This window comes from Pseudomonas gorinensis (genome assembly GCF_042015035.1).
In the GTDB taxonomy this organism is placed as follows: Bacteria; Pseudomonadota; Gammaproteobacteria; order Pseudomonadales; family Pseudomonadaceae; genus Aquipseudomonas; species Aquipseudomonas gorinensis.
In genome coordinates, this window is record NZ_CP167125.1 from 2,447,362 (window position 1) to 2,468,778 (window position 21,417).

General features: G+C 63.0%; 20 protein-coding genes. 4 read left to right on the forward strand and 16 right to left on the reverse strand.

Features of this window, described 5'->3' with window-relative positions:
* Positions 1–250 precede the first annotated feature (250 nt).
* The 11 genes from AB7933_RS11295 to AB7933_RS11345 all read right to left on the reverse strand — a co-directional run bounded on the left by AB7933_RS11295 (position 251) and on the right by AB7933_RS11345 (position 10,561).
* Complete coding sequence (locus tag AB7933_RS11295; RefSeq protein WP_003116834.1) at positions 251–2,281, reverse strand: DNA topoisomerase III; 2,031 nt, start codon at positions 2,279–2,281, stop codon at positions 251–253.
* A 283-nt stretch (positions 2,282–2,564) separates the two neighbouring features.
* Positions 2,565–3,005 carry a single-stranded DNA-binding protein gene (locus AB7933_RS11300; protein WP_003098976.1) on the reverse strand — a complete coding sequence of 147 codons (441 nt, stop codon included), beginning with the start codon at positions 3,003–3,005 and terminating at the stop codon, positions 2,565–2,567.
* A gap of 73 nt (positions 3,006–3,078) precedes the next feature.
* Positions 3,079–3,606: a DUF3158 family protein gene (locus AB7933_RS11305; protein WP_003098978.1), complete on the reverse strand. Its 528-nt coding sequence runs from the start codon at positions 3,604–3,606 to the stop codon at positions 3,079–3,081.
* Complete coding sequence (locus tag AB7933_RS11310; RefSeq protein ID WP_003098981.1) at positions 3,603–4,394, reverse strand: PFL_4669 family integrating conjugative element protein; 792 nt, start codon at positions 4,392–4,394, stop codon at positions 3,603–3,605. Before AB7933_RS11310 ends, AB7933_RS11305 begins: the two co-directional genes overlap by 4 nt.
* Before the next feature lie 429 nt (positions 4,395–4,823).
* Positions 4,824–6,062 (reverse strand): STY4528 family pathogenicity island replication protein, encoded by a 1,239-nt coding sequence (locus AB7933_RS11315; RefSeq protein WP_006226008.1) that lies wholly within the window; start codon positions 6,060–6,062, stop codon positions 4,824–4,826.
* A 3-nt stretch (positions 6,063–6,065) separates the two neighbouring features.
* Positions 6,066–6,626 carry a DUF2857 domain-containing protein gene (locus tag AB7933_RS11320; RefSeq protein ID WP_003090097.1) on the reverse strand — a complete coding sequence of 187 codons (561 nt, stop codon included), beginning with the start codon at positions 6,624–6,626 and terminating at the stop codon, positions 6,066–6,068.
* 14 nt (positions 6,627–6,640) lie between these two features.
* Positions 6,641–8,320 (reverse strand): ParB family protein, encoded by a 1,680-nt coding sequence (locus AB7933_RS11325; protein WP_305453186.1) that lies wholly within the window; start codon positions 8,318–8,320, stop codon positions 6,641–6,643.
* Positions 8,313–8,582, reverse strand: coding sequence for a hypothetical protein (locus AB7933_RS11330; RefSeq protein WP_003050422.1), 270 nt, complete (start codon positions 8,580–8,582; stop codon positions 8,313–8,315). Before AB7933_RS11330 ends, AB7933_RS11325 begins: the two co-directional genes overlap by 8 nt.
* Positions 8,566–9,441, reverse strand: a complete 876-nt coding sequence (locus AB7933_RS11335; RefSeq protein WP_003098988.1) for a ParA family protein — start codon at positions 9,439–9,441, stop codon at positions 8,566–8,568. The genes AB7933_RS11330 and AB7933_RS11335 overlap by 17 nt, the downstream gene beginning before the upstream one ends.
* A gap of 42 nt (positions 9,442–9,483) precedes the next feature.
* Positions 9,484–9,696 (reverse strand): AlpA family transcriptional regulator, encoded by a 213-nt coding sequence (locus tag AB7933_RS11340; protein WP_003090093.1) that lies wholly within the window; start codon positions 9,694–9,696, stop codon positions 9,484–9,486.
* Positions 9,697–9,814: 118 nt separating this feature from the next.
* Complete coding sequence (locus AB7933_RS11345) at positions 9,815–10,561, reverse strand: hypothetical protein (protein ID WP_305453188.1); 747 nt, start codon at positions 10,559–10,561, stop codon at positions 9,815–9,817.
* Between the two features lie 450 nt (positions 10,562–11,011).
* On the opposite strand from AB7933_RS11345, the gene AB7933_RS11350 reads away from it, so the two are divergent.
* Complete coding sequence (locus AB7933_RS11350; protein ID WP_003098996.1) at positions 11,012–11,512, forward strand: DUF305 domain-containing protein; 501 nt, start codon at positions 11,012–11,014, stop codon at positions 11,510–11,512.
* A gap of 486 nt (positions 11,513–11,998) precedes the next feature.
* On the opposite strand, the gene AB7933_RS11355 is transcribed toward AB7933_RS11350, so the two are convergent.
* Entirely contained in the window at positions 11,999–12,790 is a 792-nt protein-coding gene (locus AB7933_RS11355; RefSeq protein WP_024074339.1) for a response regulator transcription factor, read from the reverse strand.
* Between the two features lie 139 nt (positions 12,791–12,929).
* Here AB7933_RS11355 and AB7933_RS11360 point away from each other — a divergent pair, with 139 nt between their 5' ends.
* A complete protein-coding gene (locus AB7933_RS11360) occupies positions 12,930–14,033 on the forward strand; it encodes a polyamine ABC transporter substrate-binding protein (protein WP_093235839.1) in 1,104 nt (367 codons plus the stop codon).
* A 63-nt stretch (positions 14,034–14,096) separates the two neighbouring features.
* On the forward strand, positions 14,097–14,348 hold the full coding sequence (locus AB7933_RS11365; RefSeq protein ID WP_024074341.1) for a hypothetical protein: 252 nt from the start codon (positions 14,097–14,099) through the stop codon (positions 14,346–14,348).
* Positions 14,349–14,394: 46 nt separating this feature from the next.
* Here AB7933_RS11365 and AB7933_RS11370 read toward each other — a convergent pair whose 3' ends face one another.
* Complete coding sequence (locus tag AB7933_RS11370) at positions 14,395–15,876, reverse strand: PLP-dependent aminotransferase family protein (RefSeq protein ID WP_024074342.1); 1,482 nt, start codon at positions 15,874–15,876, stop codon at positions 14,395–14,397.
* Positions 15,877–15,953: 77 nt separating this feature from the next.
* On the opposite strand from AB7933_RS11370, the gene AB7933_RS11375 reads away from it, so the two are divergent.
* Positions 15,954–17,615, forward strand: coding sequence for a M24 family metallopeptidase (locus AB7933_RS11375; protein WP_024074343.1), 1,662 nt, complete (start codon positions 15,954–15,956; stop codon positions 17,613–17,615).
* A gap of 30 nt (positions 17,616–17,645) precedes the next feature.
* On the opposite strand, the gene AB7933_RS11380 is transcribed toward AB7933_RS11375, so the two are convergent.
* From AB7933_RS11380 to AB7933_RS11390, 3 genes are all read right to left on the reverse strand, one after another.
* The gene (locus AB7933_RS11380) at positions 17,646–19,385 is read right to left on the reverse strand and encodes a dipeptidase (protein WP_024074344.1); all 1,740 of its coding nucleotides are present in this window, start codon (positions 19,383–19,385) and stop codon (positions 17,646–17,648) included.
* 95 nt (positions 19,386–19,480) lie between these two features.
* Entirely contained in the window at positions 19,481–20,698 is a 1,218-nt protein-coding gene (locus tag AB7933_RS11385; protein WP_024074345.1) for a phospholipase D-like domain-containing protein, read from the reverse strand.
* Positions 20,699–20,752: 54 nt separating this feature from the next.
* Positions 20,753–21,400: a MotA/TolQ/ExbB proton channel family protein gene (locus tag AB7933_RS11390; RefSeq protein WP_024074346.1), complete on the reverse strand. Its 648-nt coding sequence runs from the start codon at positions 21,398–21,400 to the stop codon at positions 20,753–20,755.
* Between the last annotated feature and the right edge of the window lie 17 nt (positions 21,401–21,417).

Here is a 21,417-nt window from a genome sequence, read left to right on the forward strand (position 1 = left end):
GGCTCGTGCAGCCTGGCAAGCCACCGGGAGACCCTTCGCAGAGGGCGGAAGAAACGCAGATCAACAGAACGCGCGTGGTGCGGCTCGCAGAGAAGCTACCTTCAGGTCCCGCGGCCGGGGACGGCTGGGCGGGACGCGCACACGGATCAAGAAGGCGTTGCGCGCTGGGCGTCCCGCAGGGCATGCGGCGGAGTGCGGGACAGGGGCCACGCCGCCGAAGGCGGGCACGGCTCACGGGGAACGGGGGCGGTCAGGAGCCTTTGCGGCCGCTACGGCGCGGGCGCGAGGCGCCGCGCTTGGAGCTGCCGGATTCGACTGGCAGCGTGCCTTTGCAGTCCGGGTAGCGGCTGCACGACCAGAACGGGCCGCTCTTGCCGCTGCGCTGGCGCGTGGGTGCGCCGCACTGCGGGCATGCCGGCCCTTGGGGAACCTTGATGGACAGGGAGGCGCTGCCGTACTGCGCAATCAACTGCGAAATCCACGCGGCCTGCTTGCCGATGAACACGTCCAGGGTGAGCTGTCCGGCCTCGATCATGTCGAGCGCCTGTTCCCAGACGGCGGTGGTGCCAGGGTCGGCAATCGCCGCAGGCACGGCATCGATCAAAGTGAAAGCCGCATCCGAGGCGCGGATGGCGCGCCCCTTCTTCACGAGGTAGCCGCGAGCGATCAGGCCGCCGATGATGTTGGCCCGCGTCGCTTCGGTGCCGATGCCAACCGTATCCTTGAGCTTCTGCTTCAGGCGGGGATCGGACACCAGCTTGGCGACGCCTTTCATGGACTTGACCAACTCGCCTTGCGTGTACGGTTTGGGCGGCAGCGTCTTGAGTGCCTTGAGATCGACGTCGGCCACCTGGCATGCCAGGCCCTCATACAGTTTCGGCAGCGCGGGCAGCACCTGGGCGCGGACCGCAGTATCGCCCTCGCCATCACCGTCTTCGGCCTGCGGCTCGGCGAGCACCTGGCGCCAACCCGGGATGACAACCTGCTTGCCCGTGGCCGCCAGGTTCTGCCCCCCGCACGAAAACTTGGCCACAGTGCGGTCGAACTCGTGGTGAGGGAGGAACTGCGCCAGGTAATGCGACCGGATGAGCCTGTACACGGCCAGTTCCTTCTCGCTCATGGCGGAGAGCTTCGCCGGTTCGAGCGTCGGGATGATGCCGTGGTGCGCCGTGACCTTGCCATCGTTCCAGGCGCGCGAGCGCTGCGAGCGGTCGAGCTGGCCCATGATCGAGCGCAGCGAGGGATCGGTCTTGAGCAGGCTGTCGAGAACGGTGGGCACTTCGGCAAACATGCTCTCGGGCAGGTAGCCGGAGTCCGAGCGGGGGTACGTCGTGGCCTTGTGCGTCTCGTACAGGGCTTGGGCAATCTCCAAGGTTTCCTGCACGTCCAGCCCAAGCTGCTTGGAACACACTTCCTGCAAGGTGCCCAGGTCGAACGGCAGCGGCGGGCCTTCGCGGACACGCTCAGTCTCCACCGACACGACGTGGGCACTGCCCGCAGCGCGGATCTGCTGCATGGTCTGCTGTGCGACCGGCTGCCGCAGGCAGCGGCCTGCGTCGTCGGTGCACGCATCGGGTGGAACCCATTGCGCGGCGAAAGTCGAACCGCCTGCGAACAGGGACACGGCGATGGCCCAGTATGGTACGGACACGAAGCGCGCGATCTCGCGGTCGCGGTCCACAACGAGCTTGAGCGTCGGGGTCTGTACGCGGCCGACCGACAGCACGCCGTCGTAACCCGCCTGTCGCCCCAGCACCGTGAACAGCCGGCTCAGGTTCATGCCCACGAGCCAATCCGCACGGGAGCGCGCCAGCGCCGAGTGGTACATCGAAAGCGTCTCGGCCGAAGGCCGCAGCTTGCCCAGTGCCGCCCGAATGGACGCATCGTTGAGCGCCGACAGCCACAGGCGTTCGATGGGGCCGCGGTAGCCGCAAAGCTCCACGATCTCGCGGGCGATCAATTCGCCCTCGCGGTCGGCATCGGTGGCGATAACCAGGTGAGTCGCCTTCGCCAAGAGCGCCTTGACGACCTTGAATTGCGTGGCGGTCTTCGGTTTGACCTCGACCCGCCAGTGCTGGGGAATGATGGGCAACTGCTCAACGGACCATCGTTTGAGCTGCTCGTCGTAGGCCTCGGGCGGCGCCGCCTCCACGAGATGGCCGATGCACCAGGTGACCGTGACGCCGGAACCGTTGAGGCAGCCTTCACCGCGCTGCGTGGCGCCGAGAATCCGGCCAATGTCTTTGCCCTGGGAGGGCTTCTCGCACAAGAACAGCCGCATATCCGTCCATCCCGATTCCTGTTGTTCATGGAGTTGCTGGGATCGAGGATGCCGAGCGCAGCCCCTGGCAGCAGCAAACAAGCCGCATGCGGCAGCGACCGCTTTCACGCCGATGAAATGGCGAGTGCGGGGAAGGTGCGTGGCCGGAAGTGTGCGGGCCGAGAGCCGCGATTTCCGGGAGCGCGCGTGGAACTCGGTGGACGTTGGTGGAGCTATCCCCTGGGGATAATTCGCAGCGCATGGAGGGCGGCGAAGCACTGCGGCAGCCGCCCTCCATGCCCGATCACTTCCTGCGCTTGGTCTCTTTCGGCGCCGTCGATTCCTGGGTGGCCTGGGGCTTCGGCTCTGCCTCCTGTGGCTTCGGGCTGAGGGCCACAGACTCGATGCGGTACGGCAGGATGCCGACACTGCGCGCGTTGACCTGCCAAGTCTCACGCGGCTGATCTTCGTTGTCCGTCCAGGGGTCGCGCTCCATGCGGCCGACGACCAGCACCCGCATGCCCTTCTGGTAGAGCTGCTGCCAGCGGTCGGCGTCGTGGTGCCAGAGTTCCACCGGCGCCCAGAAGCCGCCGCGGTCCTCGAACTCGCCGCCCTTGGTGGGGACGGGGTTGTCGAAGTACACGTTCAGCCGGAGCAACCGGCGAGGATCGTCGTTGCCATTGGGGAATTCGCGGTACTCGGGAGGCGATCCGATGTTGCCCTCGCCGATGAATTGTGTGCTCATGTTGGAATCTCCGTGGTGGTTGAAATACCCGTGCCTCGTTGGGCTCGGGCGCGTGCTCGGATGGCAGGCGCAATCACCGATCGCGCACTGCGGCAGGAACGGACGCGAGCCGGCGCAGGTAGGTGTTGTCCGCCTGCGCGGCCTTGCTGGCGCATTCCTGTGCTTGCCTGCCCAGGGTGTGCAGCAGGCTGATCTGCATGTTCAGCATGACGCGCTGCAGTTCGATCTCGTGCAGGTCGTGCAGCAGGTTGACCGGCGTGCTGGGGCTCGCCATCAGCTCCTGCCACAACGCCACGCCCATGGCCGATCGATCGTGCTTGCGCCAGCGAAGAAAGGTCGTGCCTGCGCCAGTGGTCTGCTGGGCCAGCTCGACGGGAAGCAGGTGGAAGGGATGCCCGCACGCCTGTGGCAGCACCTGTCGCTGCGCCAGGGCAATCAACTCGTCGCGCATGGCGAAGCACTGGCTGGCCCAGGCCTCGAAGTCCCCTTTACCTTTAAAAGGCTTTAAAAGGCCTTTTAGAGAGGCCGCGTGTTCCAGCCGCATGAAGGCTGGCTGTTCCAGACGACGGAAGTAGCGCGGTTCGCGGTTCGGGTCGCTCATGCCGGTTCGTCCTCGCCGGCGGCTGTGGACTTGGCCTCGGCCGAATCGGCGGCAGCGCCTTCGTCGGTGGGAGATGCGGCTGCGGCAGCGCTATCACCACGCTGTTGCAGACCACGGCGCACGACGGGCGGCGCAAACTTCGAGCGGCGCATGCCTTCGAGCACGTCCTGCGGCAGTTCGCCGAACTTCTCCAATGCTGCCCGAGCTGCGGCGTTCTTGGCCGCGAAGTCGTCGCGGGTGCAGCCCGAGTAGCGGTATTGCTGGGCCAGGCTGAACAGGCTGCGCAGCGCGTGGGCACCTTCGTTGAGCCAGCGCTCCAACGTCGAGCGATCGATCAGCGCGGTGTGGTGGGCGAGGATCAGCTTGCGCGCGATGTCGTCGTAGTCGGCCAGGAGATAGACGGCGGCAAAGCCCAACTGCGCATTGACGAACAGCGGAAGCTTGACGGGCTGCACGTTGAGGTTCTCGCCCAGGGTCAACGCGGCGGGCACGCCGGCCAGGGCCTGGTCCACCTGGTCGCGCAGCGTCTGCAGCGTGGTCCTGGTCTGGTCGAGCTTGTCTTCGATGCGAAGCATCCACCAGTCGCTGTATGGGTCGTCCTGCTCCGAGCCGCGCTTCATCTTGTTCATGACGGCGATGTAGCCGTTCAGGCCGACGATGCCCGGTCGCCCCTCGGCGGCGGCGCGGCCATGCCAGATGCGCGAGGCGTGGTGGGTGTGCAGCGTCAGCGACATCGCGCTGCGCAGGGAGCCGAGGTTGAGTTGCAATGGTTCGTTGCTGGTTGCCATGGTGATCGCTCGCTGGTGGACAGGGAGCCGCCAGCATCCGCATGCAGCGGAAGGCAGTCAGTCAACAAACCGAAATGAGCCGACCCCCGGTTCTGTGCGCGCTGGCGGCGCAGCGCGCAACGGTCCCCTGGGGACCGCTCCGCAGATGGGCACTCACATCGGCGTTCCCGTCCTCGGTTGTTGACGGTATGCGTGCTGCACCGCACGTCGCGCTGCCGTTCGACACGATCCTTCGCCGCGCAGCCGTCCCCAGGGGACCGTTCCGTTGAGCGCCATGGAGGTCTGCTTCATGGTCTTGCATGCGCTCTACTCAGGTTTTGCGCAGCATGTCGCGCCGTCGCCCGGCGCTTCACCGCACAGCCGTCCCCAGGGGACCGTTTCTGCCGACCGCCATGGAGATCTACTTCACGGCTTTGACAAGCCCTGTGCTCAGGATTTGCGCAGCAGATCGCGCAGGCGCTCGATGTGCTGCCGGGCCACCTCGGGCGGCACGACGTTGCGCGGCGGCTCGGTTGGTGGCGCTCGCGCCGCCGATGGTGTTGGCGGTGCCGGGCCGGTCTGCTTGGCCCAGGCATTGAACTCGCCGCGCATGGCGCGCTGGATGATGCCGAACAGATAACCGGCGGGGTTGCGGATGCCATGCTTGCCGCACCGTGCGGCCCATTCGTCCAGCACGGCCTGCCGCAGGGCAGCGTCCACCTGCTGCAACGCCATCTTGGCTCCGGCCTGCTGTTCCGCCTTCAGTTCCGCGAAGCGCTTGGGCCATTGCAGGTCGCCCAGCGCACGCGCCTGCGCGGTAGTACGTACTTCATCAATACGACTACTACGTACTGTACGGTCCTGCTTCGGATTCCGAAGAGCGCCGTCTGGCGCGGGTTTCGGCCCTGCTTCGGATTCCGAAGATGGGCGATCGCCATTCCGAAGAAGGCTCGCGGGCCCTTCTTCGGAATCGTGGACCGCATCCTCCTGTGGATAACTTTCGGAGGCGGTGATGCCCTGGTCGGCCAGGCGCTCGGCGAGCACTTGCAGCCGCGACGGCAAGGTGCGTCCGGACAGCATCGGGTCGTCCGCGATCTCCTGGAGGGTGTTGAGTCCCACCACCTGGACGGCCTTGGCCGAATGCCCCAGCGACTGGCTGACCAGGGCCAGGTAGTCGGCGTCGAGTTGCATCGCCTCGAACGGCGTCAGCGGTTCGTCGTGCAGGACGTAGAGGTTGCCGAGGATGCGACCGGTCTTGGGGTCGCGCCGTCGTCGCACGAGGCTCAGCCAGCGCGTCAGGCGCAGCAGCGTCAGCGCCCGCGCCACGGTCTCATGGGAGGCCTGGCCTGCGCAGGGCATCGACGCCAGCCAGGGGCGCAACTGCTCATAGGTGGGAAATGCCGTGACGCCATCGTCGTTGAGCATCAATCGGAACACCTGCCAGGCGTTGCGCTCCAGCGGTGTCAGGCGGCGGTCGAGGAACAGCCGCCGCGGCACGCTCTCGTGCCGATTGCCACTGAACAGGAAGGCGTCGCCGGACGTAGGAGGCGTGGGCGTTGGAGCAGGCAGGGACGCGGGAGCGCCAGAGCTGGACTTGGGCGCGAGGTCCTTCAGCGCAGCGTCGAACAGGTCGGCGAGTGCGATGGGGCCAGGGCGCTGGGCTCGTGGGGCGGTGTCGTCCACGGCCATGGCCTAGCCCAATCCCTGATCGACCCAGTTCCTGATCGCGGCCCAGACCACCGAGAGCGGCAGCGACATGCCCTCGGCCAGGTCCATGGCCGCATCGAGAATCGAGGTCTCGTCCTCCAGATCGACGTTCCTGCTGCTGGTCACGGCTTTCCATTGCCGCCACAGTTCGGTGTCCTGGGTCTCGTCCAGGACGGGGTGGCGCCCCTTGCGCTTGGGCAGGCCGAGGATCTCCCGCCGCAGGGCGACTTCCTGATGGGTCAGGCCATAGAAGCGGCTGACCATCTCCGTGCTGGCCCCCAGCCGCAGCATGCGATCGACCGTGGCGATTTCCTTCTCCACGTCCTGTGCCTGGTTGAGCAGGCGCTGCAGCACTTCGCGGTTGACCGTGACCGAGCACCACGAGACGCTGGCGTTGGCCAGCACGCTGATCAGCGCGGGGTGCTTGAGCGCATCCAGCTCGGCCTCGCCGAAGCCCATGGCCTTGCAGCGGCGCAGTTGGCCGTTGCGAAGGTCATACAGCGCCTGGGCAATCACGGCCTGGTTGAGCGGATGCGATGTGGACATGCGGCCTCCCTCGCTCACGTCCCGGGCGCCGTGGTGCCGGCTTCCAGGTCCAGCAGACGCCGGGCGAGGCGCAGCAGCCGAAAGAGCTTGACCAACGCCGTGTCGCTCAAGCGCCTTGCGCCGCTGCCATGGCCTTGGCTCTGGCCGTGCAACAGGGTCGGCAGGTCGGCGGCGAGCTGCGCGCCGTCCAGGCCCGCTTCGGCGACGGGCTGACCCGTCAGGGAAGTGAGCAGCGTCAGCACCGCGCGGCCGAGCGGCGACGGGGCTTGGCCGCGGGCGCGGCACACAAACCCGATGCCATCGGCGCGATCCTCGATGCACTCGTCCAGGCCTGCCTCCCCGGCGATCTCGCGCGCGAACTGCGCGATGTGGATGCGCAGCCGATCGGGCGTGTCCAGGCCGGCGTCGATGTACCAGACGTCGGAGATCGGATAGAGTCCGCCGGCTTGCACCGGGATGGACTGCAGCACGCTCGCCGAGAAGTCGGGCGGCAGCGCATCGCCCAACTGGTCGGCGACCATGCGCTGGATCGATTGGAGCCGTTCTGTCGTCGGTGCTGGCGAGACGATGTGCTCGCGAAGCAGATCGCCCGGTGCGGCCGGCTGGCTTCCCGTGGCCGCTTCGCCAACCGCCGTGTCGTCGTGGCGCAAGGTGGGCTCGGACGCCGGAGGGCTGGCGGGTGGAGGACCGGCCGCCGCTGCAGGCGTGGCGATGGACGATGCTGCGCCCGGCGGAGTCGGCGTGCCGGCGGTGGGCGAAGGCAACGCCGGCTGCGCCGCAGGTGGCGTCGGGTCACTGACCAGCGCCCGGTGGCGGCTTTCCGATTCGGTCAGGTCCAGCGCCAGCACGTCGTAGCCGATGCCCAGCAGCTCGGACATCTGGCCGATCAGCTCGTCTTGCACGCGCTGCGGCGCGAACTCGTCGCCCTGCGTGTCGAACTGCGCCAGCACCTCCTGAAAGAAACTGTCGAAGTCCAGCGGCAGCGAACGGTCCTTGGCGTAGTGCTCCCAGGTGCGTTTGCAGGCCGTGCGCATGACCGACAGCCGCTCGACCTGGTGGCGCCCCAGGCCGCCATAGAGCACAGTGGGAATGGCGGGCAGCAGGTAGCGCACCGCGTCGGCCATGCGGGTGATGTGCGACCGCTGGACGGGGAAGCCATCGGCCGCCAGGCGGCGGGCCAGTTCCGACTGGCTCAGGGCGGCGCCGCTCTCCTGCTCGTAGAACTCCCGTGCTTTCTCGACGCCGAGCGCGCGCTCGATGAACGTGAGGCCGCCGCGCAGTTCGTTCTCGGCAAGATGCCCGGTCAGCGCGACGATTTCACCGCGCTCCGGCCATGGTCGGAACAGGCACGATATGCGGAAGAAGCGTTCTTCCTTGGTCTCCGACCAGAGTTCGCGCAGGATCGCCAGTCGCGTGTTGCCGCCGTTGCGGATGATGTAGTGGTCCTCGCCGGGCCTGCGCGTGATGGCCGGCGCCGCGTCCAGGCCGCGCTCGCGGATGGATGCCTTGATTTCCTCGTAAGCCGGGTTGCGCTTCATGCGCGGGTCATGGTCGTAGGGCCGCAACTGGTCCAGCGTCACGACCATGGGCGTGTCCGCGATCGGGTCGCTCAAGGCCGTAGCCGCTGGGCCGCTGCGCTCGAAGCCGGCCGCGAGCAGCTTGCCTGCCATGTCCTGCGAGGTCATGTCAGCCATGGCCGCACCCCTCGCAGTCCCCACGACCGCCGGCCGGCGCCATGCGGGCCTCTCGCTCGGCGCGGCGGATCTGCGCACGGGCGTTCAATTCGGCCCGGTGGTCACTCGCTGTCGAACTCGTGTAGATCGCCGCGCAGCCGGCCTTGGTGAACTTGAGGTGCCCGCCCGGCGTGCGCTTGACGTGCCAGCCCTCACCGACCGCGAACTCGATCAGGGCGCGCAGCCGCTTGTGGCCGCGGGCCAGTTCATGTGCGTTCGCCATGGGGCCTCCCAGGATCAAGAGGTCGCTGCGGGCGGCCGGATACTTGAGCCAGTCGGTCCTGCCATTGCGGGAACAACTCGCTGGCGAGCGCGCGCATCGTGTCGAGCGCGGCAGGGGCGACTCTGCCGGGCGGCTGGCGGTGCTCGACCCGATGCACCGGCAGGCCGCGCGTTGCGGCACGTGGATACGCTTCTATGGCCGGCACGTCGGTGGCGAGCACGCGGATGCCGGCGCTGTCCTGGAACAGGTCGCGCAAGGCCTGCTGGATCAGCCGTGCGTTGGCGGACACCGGGTGGACGCGGTTGATGAGCAAGTGCAGCGGCGGCGGTTCGATGCCCAGGTGCCGGTACGGCGCAATGTCTTCGAGCAACTGCATGGTGCCGCGCCGCAGCTCGCGTGCCGCGAGGATCTCCGGCGTGACGGGCGACAGCGCGAGATCGGAGGCGAGCACCGCCATCTCCAGCAGCACGGAACGCGCGCCCTGGGTGTCGATCAGCACCAGGTCGTAGAGGGGAGCAAGTGCTGGCAGCAGATGCCGCAACCGCAGGCGGCCATCCGGCGCATGCAGCAACAACGTGTTCAGCTCGCCCCGGTGGTCGTCGGACAGCACCAGGTCCAGGCCCGCGATGATCGTGCGGGACACGAGCTGGCCAAGGTCGCGCTCGTTGAAGGCCAACAGCTCATAGATGCCGCCCGGCGCGCGCTGGGTCAGTTCGTAGTAGGAGGACAAGGTGGGCTGCACGTCGAGATCGAGCAGCAGCACGCGCAGGCCCGCGTCCGCGGCGAGCCCGCCCAGGTTGGCGGCCGTCGTGGTCTTGCCGACGCCGCCCTTCGTTGAAATGATGGACACGACCTGCATGGCGCTCTCCGGCTGGGAATGGGAAGTCCGCGGGAGAGCGGGTCAGGTCCGGTGGTTGAGGCGCTCGGCGATCCACTGGTCGATTTCGATCGAATCCCAGCCGACAGCGCGCACGCCCAGGCGCAGCGCCTGAGGGAACTGGCGCTTCTTCATCAGGTTGTAGATGTGGGCGCGTTTGAAGCCGGACTTCGCTTCGACTTCATCGAGCCGCAGGATGCGGCGCTCGTTCGGCGGGAGTACGGGGGTCTGCGACATGGCGGTCACTCCTGAACGCTCGGTGGCGTTTGTTGGCGTGACCTCTATTCAATAGACCTGGCTGCGGAAAGACATTGCAAATGCAATCTCCGCGATTGCACATACAAGCTGGATAACCTCATGCGCTTGCGCTACGAACGTACCTCTTAGCGTTGGCGAACTTTCCGTTTAAGGTGCGCTCAGTGATGCCCATGGTGCCGCCGTAGTGGGCGACCAATGCAGAGACAAGGGCCTCCTGCGTTTTGAAGCTGGAATAGGGCACGCCTGAAGGCGACTGGCTCAGCATCAGCGTCAACATCCCTCCAATGATGTTGAGATAGGTCGTTTCCGCCCGTTCGCTGATCTCGCATTGCTTGGATGCCAACAGCACCGAGGATTGCTTGAGTAGCGTGTCGTGCTGCTCCTGCAGTTCTCGCATCTCACGTCGGGCTTGTTCAAGCGCGGCCTGAAGGGCCAGCCGCTCCACGAGGATCGCCTGTCCTGTTTCCATGGTGATGAAAGGATGCGCCATGCGTTCGCCACGGCTGAACAGAAATCCTGGCCGGTGCTCGCGATAGTGGGTGCGCATCCAGCGTTTTAGATCGACATGGCGAACAGTCAGATCCAGAGAATTGAGCAGGTTCGGATCATTGAGCGTGATCCCGTTCTTGCCGTAGGGCAGCTCTCCGTTGAGGATGCCGTCATAGATACGTTCCGAGTGCAGCCGGCACTCATTCCATCGAGGGCAGTTCAGCGACCGAGGCAGGACACGCGGTGACGCGATCGTGGCCAGGATCATCGGGAGATACCGCAGCAACCCAGCCCATCGGATGGCCGCCTCGATGGGACGATAGAACACCTTTGATGTTGAAATGTCCTTGTGCATGTCTTCGTCTCCTTTCGGGTGCGCTACATCACCGGCTCCTTTCTTGCCCAAGGGCTGTTGTGTCGTTATGGCCTGCGACGGACGCTTGAGGCGATGCCCTAAGCGAAGGCGGAGGAGGCCATTGGCGTCCGCCGCAGGTGGCCTTGTCTTGCTTGATATGCAAGAATCGATCAGTTGCCGGCCCATCGAGCGATGAGGACGCAAGCTCGATATTGGCGCTCACGGTACCAGCGTCATAGGTGGCGCAAAGCCCATCAAGACCGATTTGGTATGGTCTGATATCCAGACGGTTCAAGACCAGCGAGTTGAAGCGTTCGACGCCCCTACGTCCAGTTGGGGACTGGAAATCAGCGGTTAGTGATGCATCGCTCCACATGCTGATATATCGACAAAGTATCTGCCGCAGTACCAGTGACCCTGCCAGGTTGCCCCAGCACATAGGAGACGGAGATGGCTGAACATTCCCATGAACATCAACATCACACATCCGGTCAGATGGGTAAGCACGGCCGACCATACGCCAAGTTCTGGGTGAACATGGTGTTGGGCCTCGTCGTCATGTACTTCGTAATGTTCAGCATGATCGACGGCGCCAGGGACTTCAGAAACAATCTCAACATGCTCTACATGGCGGTCACTATGTGGGCGCCAATGGGCATCTTCATGCTAGCGACAATGCCCGGCATGTTTCCAAACCGGCGGCTCAATCTCGTGCTGTACGGCTTGTTTGCCGTTCTCACACTCGGTTCTTTTGCCGCTACCCGTGCTCAAACCGGAATCGGCGATCGACAGTTCATCGCGTCTATGGTCCCGCACCATTCGGGAGCGATCCTCATGTGCCGCGAGGCGCAGCTCTCAGATCCGGAACTCGTCAACCTATGCCAAGCGATTTCCGATGGCCAGCGCGCGGAGATCGAGCAGATGAACCGGATTGCTGCACGCCTTCGTTGAGGCTGGCTGCCACTACACTGGCGCCGCGTTGCGCTCCGGCGAAGTTAGCCGCAGCGATGTAAAGATGAGTACTTGCGGTGTTCCGATGCCGGCGGTTGTGTCCTACAGCCGTCCAGGTGCCAGGTAGTCCACGCGACACCACCCCGCGCTGCCTGCGGAGCGAGCGCAAGTCATGATCGTCGCAAGTTGGAGTTCGATAGCGAACCCGCTCAGCAGCTGGACGCATCAGGCGTAACGACGGGTGGATGGATCATCCTTGGACGCTGGTGGAAGTGGTTGGATGAACTTTGTTGCCGAGGGCGAAAAACAAGGCTATAATTGAGTTCTTCGCTGATCACCACAGTGGAGAAAGTGATTGGGAAACAGAGACTTAGCGCTCTAGTGCATGACTCGTTTCCCGCTCCATATTCAATGAAAACGCCGATCAGTGATGATCGGCGTTTTTGTGTGCGCGCGATTTATAGCGCAGCTGAAACCGGCGTCGCCTCAATGCTCCACAAGCGTTTCCTGCCTGGGCAGGAAGAAGCGAGTAAACAGCTCGGATTGAGATTTGATGTTCAGTTTGTTGTAGAGGTTGCGACGGTGAACTTTTATGGTCTCCGTCGACAGGTTCAGCTTGCCGGCGATTTCCTTATTGGAAAAACCACTCAACAGCAATTTGAGGACATCCTTTTCGCGTGCCGTTATTTGATTGCCCAGCTGGGTGATCGCCTCTGACCAGGGGGGCACTTCGACAAGGTTTTTTTCCAGGTCAGTCTCAAAGCACATGCGTTGATGCATCAATGCCAACACCCAGGGCTTGATGATATCCAGTGTCGTGATCTGCTCCGGGCCATACCGGGTGTTACTGCCAAATGAAATGCACAATGTTCTATCCGCGTCGAGTTGGACGTTGTACTGCACCTCATCCGCGTAGATGTACTGGGCGAAATACTGATGGTAATACTCAGTGGTCAGGAAGTGCTCAGGCGCAATGTCTGACAAATGAAAAAAGCCACTCTGCGGGTTTTCACGGTTGGCAATGTAAAACGGATCCAGCAGATAAAGCCCTTTTACATAGCGTTCAGTCAGTGCATCCACTTCGTCCGCATCCGCCACTTCGGTCATGCTGATGACTTGTACGTGTTGATCGCTGAAGACCAATACGACCCAGTTGTCGATCGGCACATATTCCTTTAATACGCGAACCAGTGAGCTCCAGAAGGCGGGACGATTGAGCTGCATGATCAGCGCCCCGGCCGACCGATGCCAGGCGAGGTTATGAAGGTCGAGTGACATTTTCTACCCCTTTAGGGTTAGGTATCCGCAGGGCATGGCTAAGTATTCGTAGGTATTTACTATTCAACGGTGCCCGGTATATTCACCCCCACAGCGGGGCATGGCCATGAGGGCCTGTCGTTTTGACAAGGATAGTTATATGAGTCAATTGCATTTGCGAGGCTTTTTTTTAACCGCGCTTGTTTGCCTGGGTGCAAGCGCCCCGGCCGCGGCGGAACAATCACGGGTGAATCTGTACAACTGGTTCGGTTTGATCGCACCCGAGACCCCCAAGGAATTCGAGCAAAAAACCGGTACCCGGATGCATATGGATGCATTTGACAGTGCGGAGATCATGCAAAGCAAAGTGATGGCGGGGCGCACCGGGTATGACGTCGTCGTCGCCACCTCGAATGTCTTGCCAAGCCTGATCCAGGCGGGCGTGCTGGCACCGCTGGACCGCACTCAGCTGAGTAACTTTTCCCATATCGACCCCGAGATGCTGGCCTTGCTGGCGACCAATGACCCCGGCAACCGCTACGCCGTGCCCTATCTATGGGGCACCACCGGCATCGGTTATGACGTTGACAAGGTCAAGGCCGCGTTGGGTGATAACGCCCCGGTGGACAGCTGGGACTTGATCTTCAAAGAAGAAAACATCAGCAAGCTCAAGTCTTGTGGCGTAGCGATGCTCGACTCCCCGAGTGAAATCATCTCCATCGCTTTGCATTACCTCGGGCTGCCGAGTAACAGCCAGAACCCCGAGGATTACCAGAAGGCCCAGGCGCTACTGTTGAAAATTCGCCCTTACGTCCTCTACTTCGATTCCTCCAGAACCGACGCTGACTTCGCCGATGGCAATATTTGTGTGGTCGTGGGGTGGGCGAGTGGGGCGCTGATGGCGCAGGCAATCAACGAGAAAAACAACACCGGACGCAAGATTGCCTACAGCCTGCCTCGCGAAGGCGGGCTGGTCTGGTCGGAAAATTTCGTACTGCTCAAAGACGCTCCTCACGCAAAGCAGGGCTTGGCGTTCATCAACTACATGCTTGAGCCGCAAGTCATTGCCAAGAGCTCAAACCACACGCTTTATCCGAATGCCAACAAAGATGCCACCGCGCTTGTCGAGCAGAAGCTGCGCAGCAATCCTTGGATTTACCCTTCCAAGGAGACCATTGCCACGCTGGTACCTCTCGAGCCGCTGCCCTTGAAGCTGGAGCGTATCCGTACACGTGTGTGGACCAAGGTCAAGAGTGGTACGTGACCGGGTGAATGAGCGGGGCAGCCCAAGGGGCTGTCGCGCAGGCTCCAGGGGGGGAGGTAAATCATGTGCCAGTGCGACTTTCAGCGCGACGCGCAGTCGGACGATGACCAGGCTTACAAGGACATTGAAGAGCAGATTGGCCGCTCCACGCCCGAGCAGGCCTGGGCCATGTATTACGTCTCGACCGGCATGGTGCGTGAGCACATTACACGGGCGGTGATGGAGCATATCGGCAGGGGCAACCGCGCGCTGTTGCTCGAATTCCCCGAGCTTGCCCGGATTGAAGAGACGTCTCGATTCCTGCTGCCGCTGTGACGACAACGGCGGTCAGTGAGGATCGACGATTTGATCGCACGCGTGTTCATCGCGTGTTCGCCGCGTGGGCCAGGCGTAACGTGGCCTGGCGGATCTCTTCCTGGTTGAGTGACGCAAAGCCCAGGCGCAGTGCATTTTCCGCTTGGCCGGTGGGCGAGAACTGCCGGCCGCTGCGCACCACCAGCCCGTGCGTCAGCGCTGCTGCGACCATCTGGTCAACGTCTATTTGATCTTCGAAGCGCACCCACAGCGCCAGGCCACCTTCCGGCTCCCGCACATTGATGCGATCACCGAACGCCTCATGCAGGCACGCCTGTAAGGTTTCGCGGCGGGCCCGATATTCTTTCGACACCCGGCGTAGATGCTTCTTCAACTCACCGTCATTGATCAGGTCCGCCAGCATCTTTTGCGCAACCGCATCGGCGTCCCCCAGCATCAGGGCAGCGTTGCGATGCAGGGCTTGAATCAGGTCAGTGGGGGCCACCACATAACTGCAGCGAAACGTCGAGCCGAGTGCCTTGGATAACGACGCGATATAGATCACGTGGCGCTGCGCGCGGTCGCTGGCCAGCGGGAGATAGGGGCGCCCGTTAAAGTGATATTCGTGGTCGTAGTCTTCTTCGATGATGCAGAAGTCATGCAGTGCCGCCAATGCGAGCAGGTGTTGCCGTCGCGCGGCGTGCAGGCTGACGGTGGTCGGAAACTGGTGGTGCGGGGTGACATAAATCATCCGCACTTTATGTTCGCGACACAGACGGTCGACCTGGTCCGTGCGACAGCCTTCTTCATCCATCTCCACCGTGACCAGTTGCGCCCCCAGCTTTCGGAAAATTTCCCACGCTGGTGGGTAGCTCAAGCGTTCCACCAACACCACGTCGCCAGGTTTGATCAGCAGGCTGGCCGTCAGGTGCAGTGACACTTGAGTGCCTTGGGTCAGGCAAATATTGTCGGCGTTGACCGCCAGCCCGCGGTTGTTGCGCAGCATCTCGGCGAGGGCGCAGCGCAACTGATAGCCGGTGCCCTCGCTGCCAAAGCGCACCGTGTTGGACGCAAAGCTGTTACGCAGGGCATTGCGATAGTAGCGATGTAACACGGCTTGCGGCAGCAAGCGGTGGTCGCTGGTGCCATTGTCGAAAAACAGCGCGTCATGCCGATGATGCAGTGCCGTCACCTGGGCGTTCTGGTCGAAATACGGGGCGTTCGCCTGTGCCAGGATGTGGGGGGCGAAGGACTGCTGCGCATGGCTGGGCAGGTGCCTGGACGCCAATTGCGCATTGACGAAGGTGCCCCGACGCGGCTCGCTGACCAGCCAGCCTTTGGTCTGTGCCTCTTCGTAGGCCAGGATTACGGTCTTGCGATTGACGTCGAGCAACTGCGCCATCTCCCGCGTGCCGGGCAGCAACGTACCGGGCGGTAAGCGTCCTTCGACGATCGCGGTCACCAGGCCCTCGGCGATCTTGCGGTAGGACGCTTGGCTGGCGCTCGCGTCAAGCTTGAGCAGCGGGCGCCATTTACGCATCTGGACCATATGAAGTATCCAAAACTGGAGGTTTTAATGGGCCTAGTCTAACGCAACAATCAAGCCTCACTGACCCCGAGGTTGTTATGAATACACGTCATGTCATCGAACTGTCCCCCTCCGGCCAAACCTTTGAGGCCGGTGACGAACTGTTGCTGGATGCCATGCTTGCCCAAGGCTTGTCGGTGCCGTTTTCTTGCCGGCGCGGTGCCTGTGGATCGTGCAAGGTGGTGGTCGCAGAGGGTCACTACCGGGCCAAACCCCTGGCGCCTGGCGCACCCGCGCCGAGTTACCCGCTGGCGGCGGATGAGATGCTGCTGTGTCAGAGTCATGCCTGTGGCGACATGCGCCTGGAAATCCCGGGTTGGTCGCTGGACGCGCCCACCCTGGCGGTCGAGGCGCAGGTCGTGAGCATTCGCGCCCTGAGCCCTGATGTCATCGAGTTGGTGCTGCTGCCCAATACGCCCCTGGAGGTGCGGGCCGGGCAGTACGTCAAGTTCTGCCTGGACGACGGCGACTCGCGTTGCTTCTCGATAGCCAACCTGCCGGCCCAGGATGACGGACGCCTGGTCTTTCATATTCGTCGGGTGGTCGGCGGGCATTTTTCCGACATCCTCCTGGCTGCACTCGACGTCGGCGACAGGTTGACGCTGGAAGGGCCTTTTGGTGCTTGTACCTGGCAAGACGTGGACGCCAGCGCCGCCGTGCTGTTTGCCACGGGCACCGGTTATGCCGGCATCAAGCCCATCCTGCTGACGGCGCTGGCGCGCAAGGCAGAGGTCACGTTGTATTGGGGCGGCTCGCGGCCGGAGGACTTTTACGACAGCGCATTTCTCGCCTGGGCGAGTAGCGAGTTCCCGGGGTTTCACTGGCACCCGGTGCTGGCGTCCCAGGGGCGGGTGCAAGAGGTGGCGCTGAGCCATGGGCATGCCTGGGCAAACACCCAGGTCTGGGCGTGCGGCAACAGCGCCATGATCGGCCACGTCCGCCAACACTGCCTTGAGGCGGGCCTGCCGGCTCACCGCTTTGTCGCCGAAGCCTTTGTGCCCAGCGGACGTTCGAGTGCAGAAACCCCAGCACTCGCGTTTGACCCGATCTGGGAAAAAGTCGGCCCACGCTATTCACTGGATGGCATGCTGGCGGCACGCGAACACTCCATGCGTGCCCTGGGGGCGATCGCCAGCCAACTGATGGTCGGTATGACCACGGCCGAGGCCCTCGAAATGGCGGCCCGGCAACTGCAAGCCATGGGCGCTTCGCATACCTGGCACCCGACCTACATTCGCTTTGGCGATGACACCGTTCGCCCGCCCAGGGAGGGGATCGACCCGCTGCGCAGGCTGCGCGCCAGCGATATCGCGGTGGTGGATCTTGGCCCCGTGTGGGACGGCTACGAAGGCGACTACGGCGACACGTTCGTGTTCGGTGAGGCGCCGCTGCACCTGGCGTGCAAAAAGGCCCTGCATGAAGTCTTCGATGAAACGCGCGAAGCGTGGAAGCGTGGCCTGACCGGTTGCGAGCTCTATGACTTCGCTGAATCCCGTGCCGTTTCAAAAGGCTGGAGGTTGGCGCGCAACCTGGCCGGGCATCGCATCGCCGATTTCCCCCACGCGTTGTTCGAGTGCAAGGAGTTGGCTGCCTTGGAGATCCCCCCGAGTGAAATGGCCTGGGTCCTGGAAATCCAGCTATGCCATCCCACCGAACCCGTCGGTGGGTTCTTCGAGGATATCCTCATGCTCGACGTCTGAGAGCCCGCCGTTGCGGCGGGCTCCGTCCGGTCAGAGCTTCGGCAGTTGCCCGATGCGGCCCATCATTTCGGTAACGATCTGCAGGTCCAGCAAGAACTGGTCGACGGTCTTGAACTCATTGTCGGTGTGGCCGGTGTATTTCACTTCCGGGCGCGCCAAGCCGAACTGCACGCCGTTCGGCAGCTCATGCACCGACGTCGCGCCGGCCGAGGTCCCGAACTTGTGTTCCATGCCCAGGTTTTCGGTGGCCACCGCCAGCAGGGCCTTGACCCATTCGCCTTCGGGGTTGCGGTACATCGGTTCGGCGATTGAGTAGGTGAAGTCCACTTTGACTTTGGTTTTCTTGTTCCAGGCGCTCAGCTTGTCGGCAATCTCGGCTTTGAGTTTTTCCGGCGACTTGCCCTTCGGCACACGCAGGTTCACCGCCAGCTTGAAGGCTTTGTCATCCAGGCCGACAAACGTCAGCGAGGTGGTCAGCGGGCCCATGAAGTCATCGGCGAAACCTACGCCCAACTTGCCCCCCAGGTAATCCAGGCCCCAGTTATCCGAGGCATACCGCGCGGCGTCGGTGATGTGGTTGTGCTTGAGGGCGATCGTGCCGTCGACGCTGTGGATCAATTCCAGCATGCGCGCCACCGGGTTGACGCCGGACTCCGGTTCGGACGAGTGCGCGGACACGCCGGTGACGGTCAACTTGACGTCTTTGCCGTCGACCTTGGCGGTGACCTCGAAATCGCCGCCGTTGCGCTTGGCGTATTCAGCCCCGGCCTTTTGCAGGCTGGCGGCCAATTCGGCCGGCTTGTCGCTGACCAGGGTGGCGACTGAAGCCGACGGAATCTGGTTGGTGGCCATGCCGCCGGTCATCGAGATGATTTCCGCGCCTTTGCCTTCACCCTTGCGACGCGGGAAGGTGGCCATGACCGTGCCATAGCCTTTCTCGGCAATCACCACCGGGTAACCGCCATCCAGTGCCAGGTTGTACTGCGGCGTCGGGTTGCGCTCGAAGTAATACGGGATCGCATCCCCCGACGTTTCCTCGGTGGTGTCCACCAGCAGCTTGAAATTGCGCGCCAGTGGCAGTTTCTCCTCCTTGATCACCTTCATCGCATACATCGCCACCACAATACCGTTCTTGTCATCCTCGGTGCCGCGGCCATACATGCGGTCGCCAATCAGCGTGACCTTGAACGGATCGAGCTTTGTGCCGTCCTTGAGTACCCAGTTTTCTGGCGTGACTGGCACGACGTCGGCGTGGGCATGAATGCCGACCACTTCATCGCCGCTGCCCTCCAGAGAGATTTCGTACACGCGGTTGTCGACATTGCGGAAGCTCAGGTTGAAGGCTTTCGCCAGGCCCTGGAGCTTGTCGGCGATCTTGAGGAATTGCGGGTTTTTGTACTGCGGCAGGCCATCCACGTTGAAAGTCGGGATTTCCACCAGCTCGCGCAGGGTTTCGAGGGCGGCCTTGCCGTACTTCACGCGGGTGTAGATACCCAGCAAGCGATGGATTTCATTTTGCTGCTCGGCGGTGAGGGGCTTGTTGTCGAGAAACGCACTGATGGCCGGGCCCACGTCGCTGGTTTTGCCCAGCTCGCCCTTGGCCAGGGTGCCGAGGAAACCACGAAAATCGGTGACGGAGGTTTCGCTGAAACTCTTGATAATCGCCGTGCTCTGTTGCGCGGTGATGTTGGCGAAGGCGGGCGAAGTAAAGGCCGAAAGACTGGCCGCGAACAGGGTCGCAACGGCCAATTGCTTAAGTGGAAAGTGCATGGAGGGAAGCATTCCTTTGCAGGTAGTGAGTAGGACGTTTCTGATCGATCTGTCAGAAACATTTCCACACACTACCATTACTCAGGTGTCCCTGGTCAATGCTGGCCAGGATGGGGCGCCGGGTACTCATCGGTGACGTTCAAGGCTCTTGCGTAGGGCCCGTCCCACAGCTGCTCATGCAGATCCCCTATACGCCTGGCCATCGTTTCACTGCGCATCACCACTTCCAGATTGCGCGAGTTATCCAGGTAGCCACCCAGCCAATTGCTGGTACCCACCCACGCCACTTTCCCGTCGATCTCCAGGGTCTTGCTGTGGATGACCCGCGCGTAGGGAATAAACCCTTGCTTGGCCTCGGGCAGGGTGACGATCTTGATCTGCACGTTGGGCAGTACCGCCAGGCTTTTCAGGTACGGCAGCTCCAGTGCGTCGGTGTTCCAGTTCGACACCATCAGCTTGATCGACACCCCCCGCGCGGCGGCCGCTCGCACGGCGTTGTCGATCACGGCGTAATACGGGCGGGTTTTATCCGGGCCGTAGGACAGCGGCGCGTAGTCGAGCAACTGCACGCGGACTTCGTGTTGTGCTTCGCTGAGCAGGCGTGGCAGTTCGAGTTGTGAATCACCCACGCCCGGCGGGTTGTAGCGTTGCGGGCTGGCCACCAGGTAGTTGCCGGTGCGCGCGGGTGCTGTACCGGCGGCCGGCAGGGGCACGGGTTGGTGCCCGGTGAGGGCGGCCTGCGCTCGCCAGTCCTGGTCAAAGATCGCCTGTACCTGGCTTACCACCGGGGCGTCGGTGATCCGCAGTCCGGTTTCATGGATATGTTCCAAAGAACGCCAGTCGAAATTCTGGCTGCCGATAAACGCCTGTTTGCCATCGACCACCATGTATTTGGCGTGGAGGATCCCGCCGCTCAGTTGTCCGTACGACAACACGCGTAAGCTCAGGTTGGGAATCGCGCGTAAGCGTTCCAAGGTGGAGGCTTCTGACAAGCGAATGCCTTTTTCCTCCAGCAGGAAGCGAATCTTCACGCCGCGTTTGCCAGCGGCTTCCAAGCGTTCGATGACGCTGTCCATCACCGAGCCGGGGTGATCCACCGCGTAGAACTGGCCGATATCGATCGTACTTTTGGCGCCGTCGAACAGCTCGATCCACACCGGGCCCGGCTGGCGCAGATCGGCGGTGCCCAACGCGGTATCCACCGGCACGGTGTGCACCAGTTCAAACCCCGGAATCGAAAAATCCGCCTGGACCAGCGGACTCATGAGCAAGCCGGCGAGGCCTGCGATGCGCACTTTCAAGGAGAGGGACATAGCGGTCTCGAGTCAGAAAAAGAAGACGGGCGCATCACGCGCCCGTCCCAACACTTACGCAGTACGGCTGTGCAACGCCGCAGGCACCAGATGCGGCACTTCACCCTGCACACGGGCACCGGTGGCGGCGCGAATCAGCAGGATCTTCAACTGATCGTTGATGCGCTCCAGGCTGTCCTGGAAGAAGTTGTGGAAGACCACGCAGAACAGCGCAATGGCGATCCCCAAACCGGTGGCGTACAACGCGGTACCGATGCCACCGGAAATCTGCCCTGGGTCGGACACACCCGCCGAGGCCAGCGCCTTGAACGTGTCGATGATGCCGAGGATGGTGCCCAGCAAGCCCAGCAGCGGCGCGGCGGTGGTGATGGTCTCGATGATCCACAGGCTGCGGGCGAGTGGCGCGCGGGTGGTCAGGTATTGGGTTTCGATCACGTCATCCAGGTCCTTGCGCGAACCGTGGGAGGCCTTCTGTGCCAGCACCGGCACCACCATGCTTAATGGCAGGCTGTCGCGACGCGTCAAGCTATCCGGCAAGTCGCGCTCGCTGTGCACCTGGGCGCCCAGTGCCGCGGTCAAGGCGCGTGCCTGGCGGCGGACGTAGGCGAAGTAGATGCCTCGTTCGATGGTGATGAAGATGGCGATGGCCATCGCGGCATACATCACATAGAAGGTGATGTCGTGGAGCAGGTTCATGTCCATGTTCACTTACCTCGCAG

Coding starts and splice junctions, on each gene's coding strand:
- AB7933_RS11295 (WP_003116834.1), bottom strand. CDS start 2,281: ATGCGGCTGTTCTTGTGCGAGAAGCCCTCCCAGGGCAAAGACATTGGC.
- AB7933_RS11300 (WP_003098976.1), bottom strand. CDS start 3,005: ATGAGCACACAATTCATCGGCGAGGGCAACATCGGATCGCCTCCCGAG.
- AB7933_RS11305 (WP_003098978.1), bottom strand. CDS start 3,606: ATGAGCGACCCGAACCGCGAACCGCGCTACTTCCGTCGTCTGGAACAG.
- AB7933_RS11310 (WP_003098981.1), bottom strand. CDS start 4,394: ATGGCAACCAGCAACGAACCATTGCAACTCAACCTCGGCTCCCTGCGC.
- AB7933_RS11315 (WP_006226008.1), bottom strand. CDS start 6,062: ATGGCCGTGGACGACACCGCCCCACGAGCCCAGCGCCCTGGCCCCATC.
- AB7933_RS11320 (WP_003090097.1), bottom strand. CDS start 6,626: ATGTCCACATCGCATCCGCTCAACCAGGCCGTGATTGCCCAGGCGCTG.
- AB7933_RS11325 (WP_305453186.1), bottom strand. CDS start 8,320: ATGGCTGACATGACCTCGCAGGACATGGCAGGCAAGCTGCTCGCGGCC.
- AB7933_RS11330 (WP_003050422.1), bottom strand. CDS start 8,582: ATGGCGAACGCACATGAACTGGCCCGCGGCCACAAGCGGCTGCGCGCC.
- AB7933_RS11335 (WP_003098988.1), bottom strand. CDS start 9,441: ATGCAGGTCGTGTCCATCATTTCAACGAAGGGCGGCGTCGGCAAGACC.
- AB7933_RS11340 (WP_003090093.1), bottom strand. CDS start 9,696: ATGTCGCAGACCCCCGTACTCCCGCCGAACGAGCGCCGCATCCTGCGG.
- AB7933_RS11345 (WP_305453188.1), bottom strand. CDS start 10,561: ATGCACAAGGACATTTCAACATCAAAGGTGTTCTATCGTCCCATCGAG.
- AB7933_RS11350 (WP_003098996.1), top strand. CDS start 11,012: ATGGCTGAACATTCCCATGAACATCAACATCACACATCCGGTCAGATG.
- AB7933_RS11355 (WP_024074339.1), bottom strand. CDS start 12,790: ATGTCACTCGACCTTCATAACCTCGCCTGGCATCGGTCGGCCGGGGCG.
- AB7933_RS11360 (WP_093235839.1), top strand. CDS start 12,930: ATGAGTCAATTGCATTTGCGAGGCTTTTTTTTAACCGCGCTTGTTTGC.
- AB7933_RS11365 (WP_024074341.1), top strand. CDS start 14,097: ATGTGCCAGTGCGACTTTCAGCGCGACGCGCAGTCGGACGATGACCAG.
- AB7933_RS11370 (WP_024074342.1), bottom strand. CDS start 15,876: ATGGTCCAGATGCGTAAATGGCGCCCGCTGCTCAAGCTTGACGCGAGC.
- AB7933_RS11375 (WP_024074343.1), top strand. CDS start 15,954: ATGAATACACGTCATGTCATCGAACTGTCCCCCTCCGGCCAAACCTTT.
- AB7933_RS11380 (WP_024074344.1), bottom strand. CDS start 19,385: ATGCACTTTCCACTTAAGCAATTGGCCGTTGCGACCCTGTTCGCGGCC.
- AB7933_RS11385 (WP_024074345.1), bottom strand. CDS start 20,698: ATGTCCCTCTCCTTGAAAGTGCGCATCGCAGGCCTCGCCGGCTTGCTC.
- AB7933_RS11390 (WP_024074346.1), bottom strand. CDS start 21,400: ATGGACATGAACCTGCTCCACGACATCACCTTCTATGTGATGTATGCC.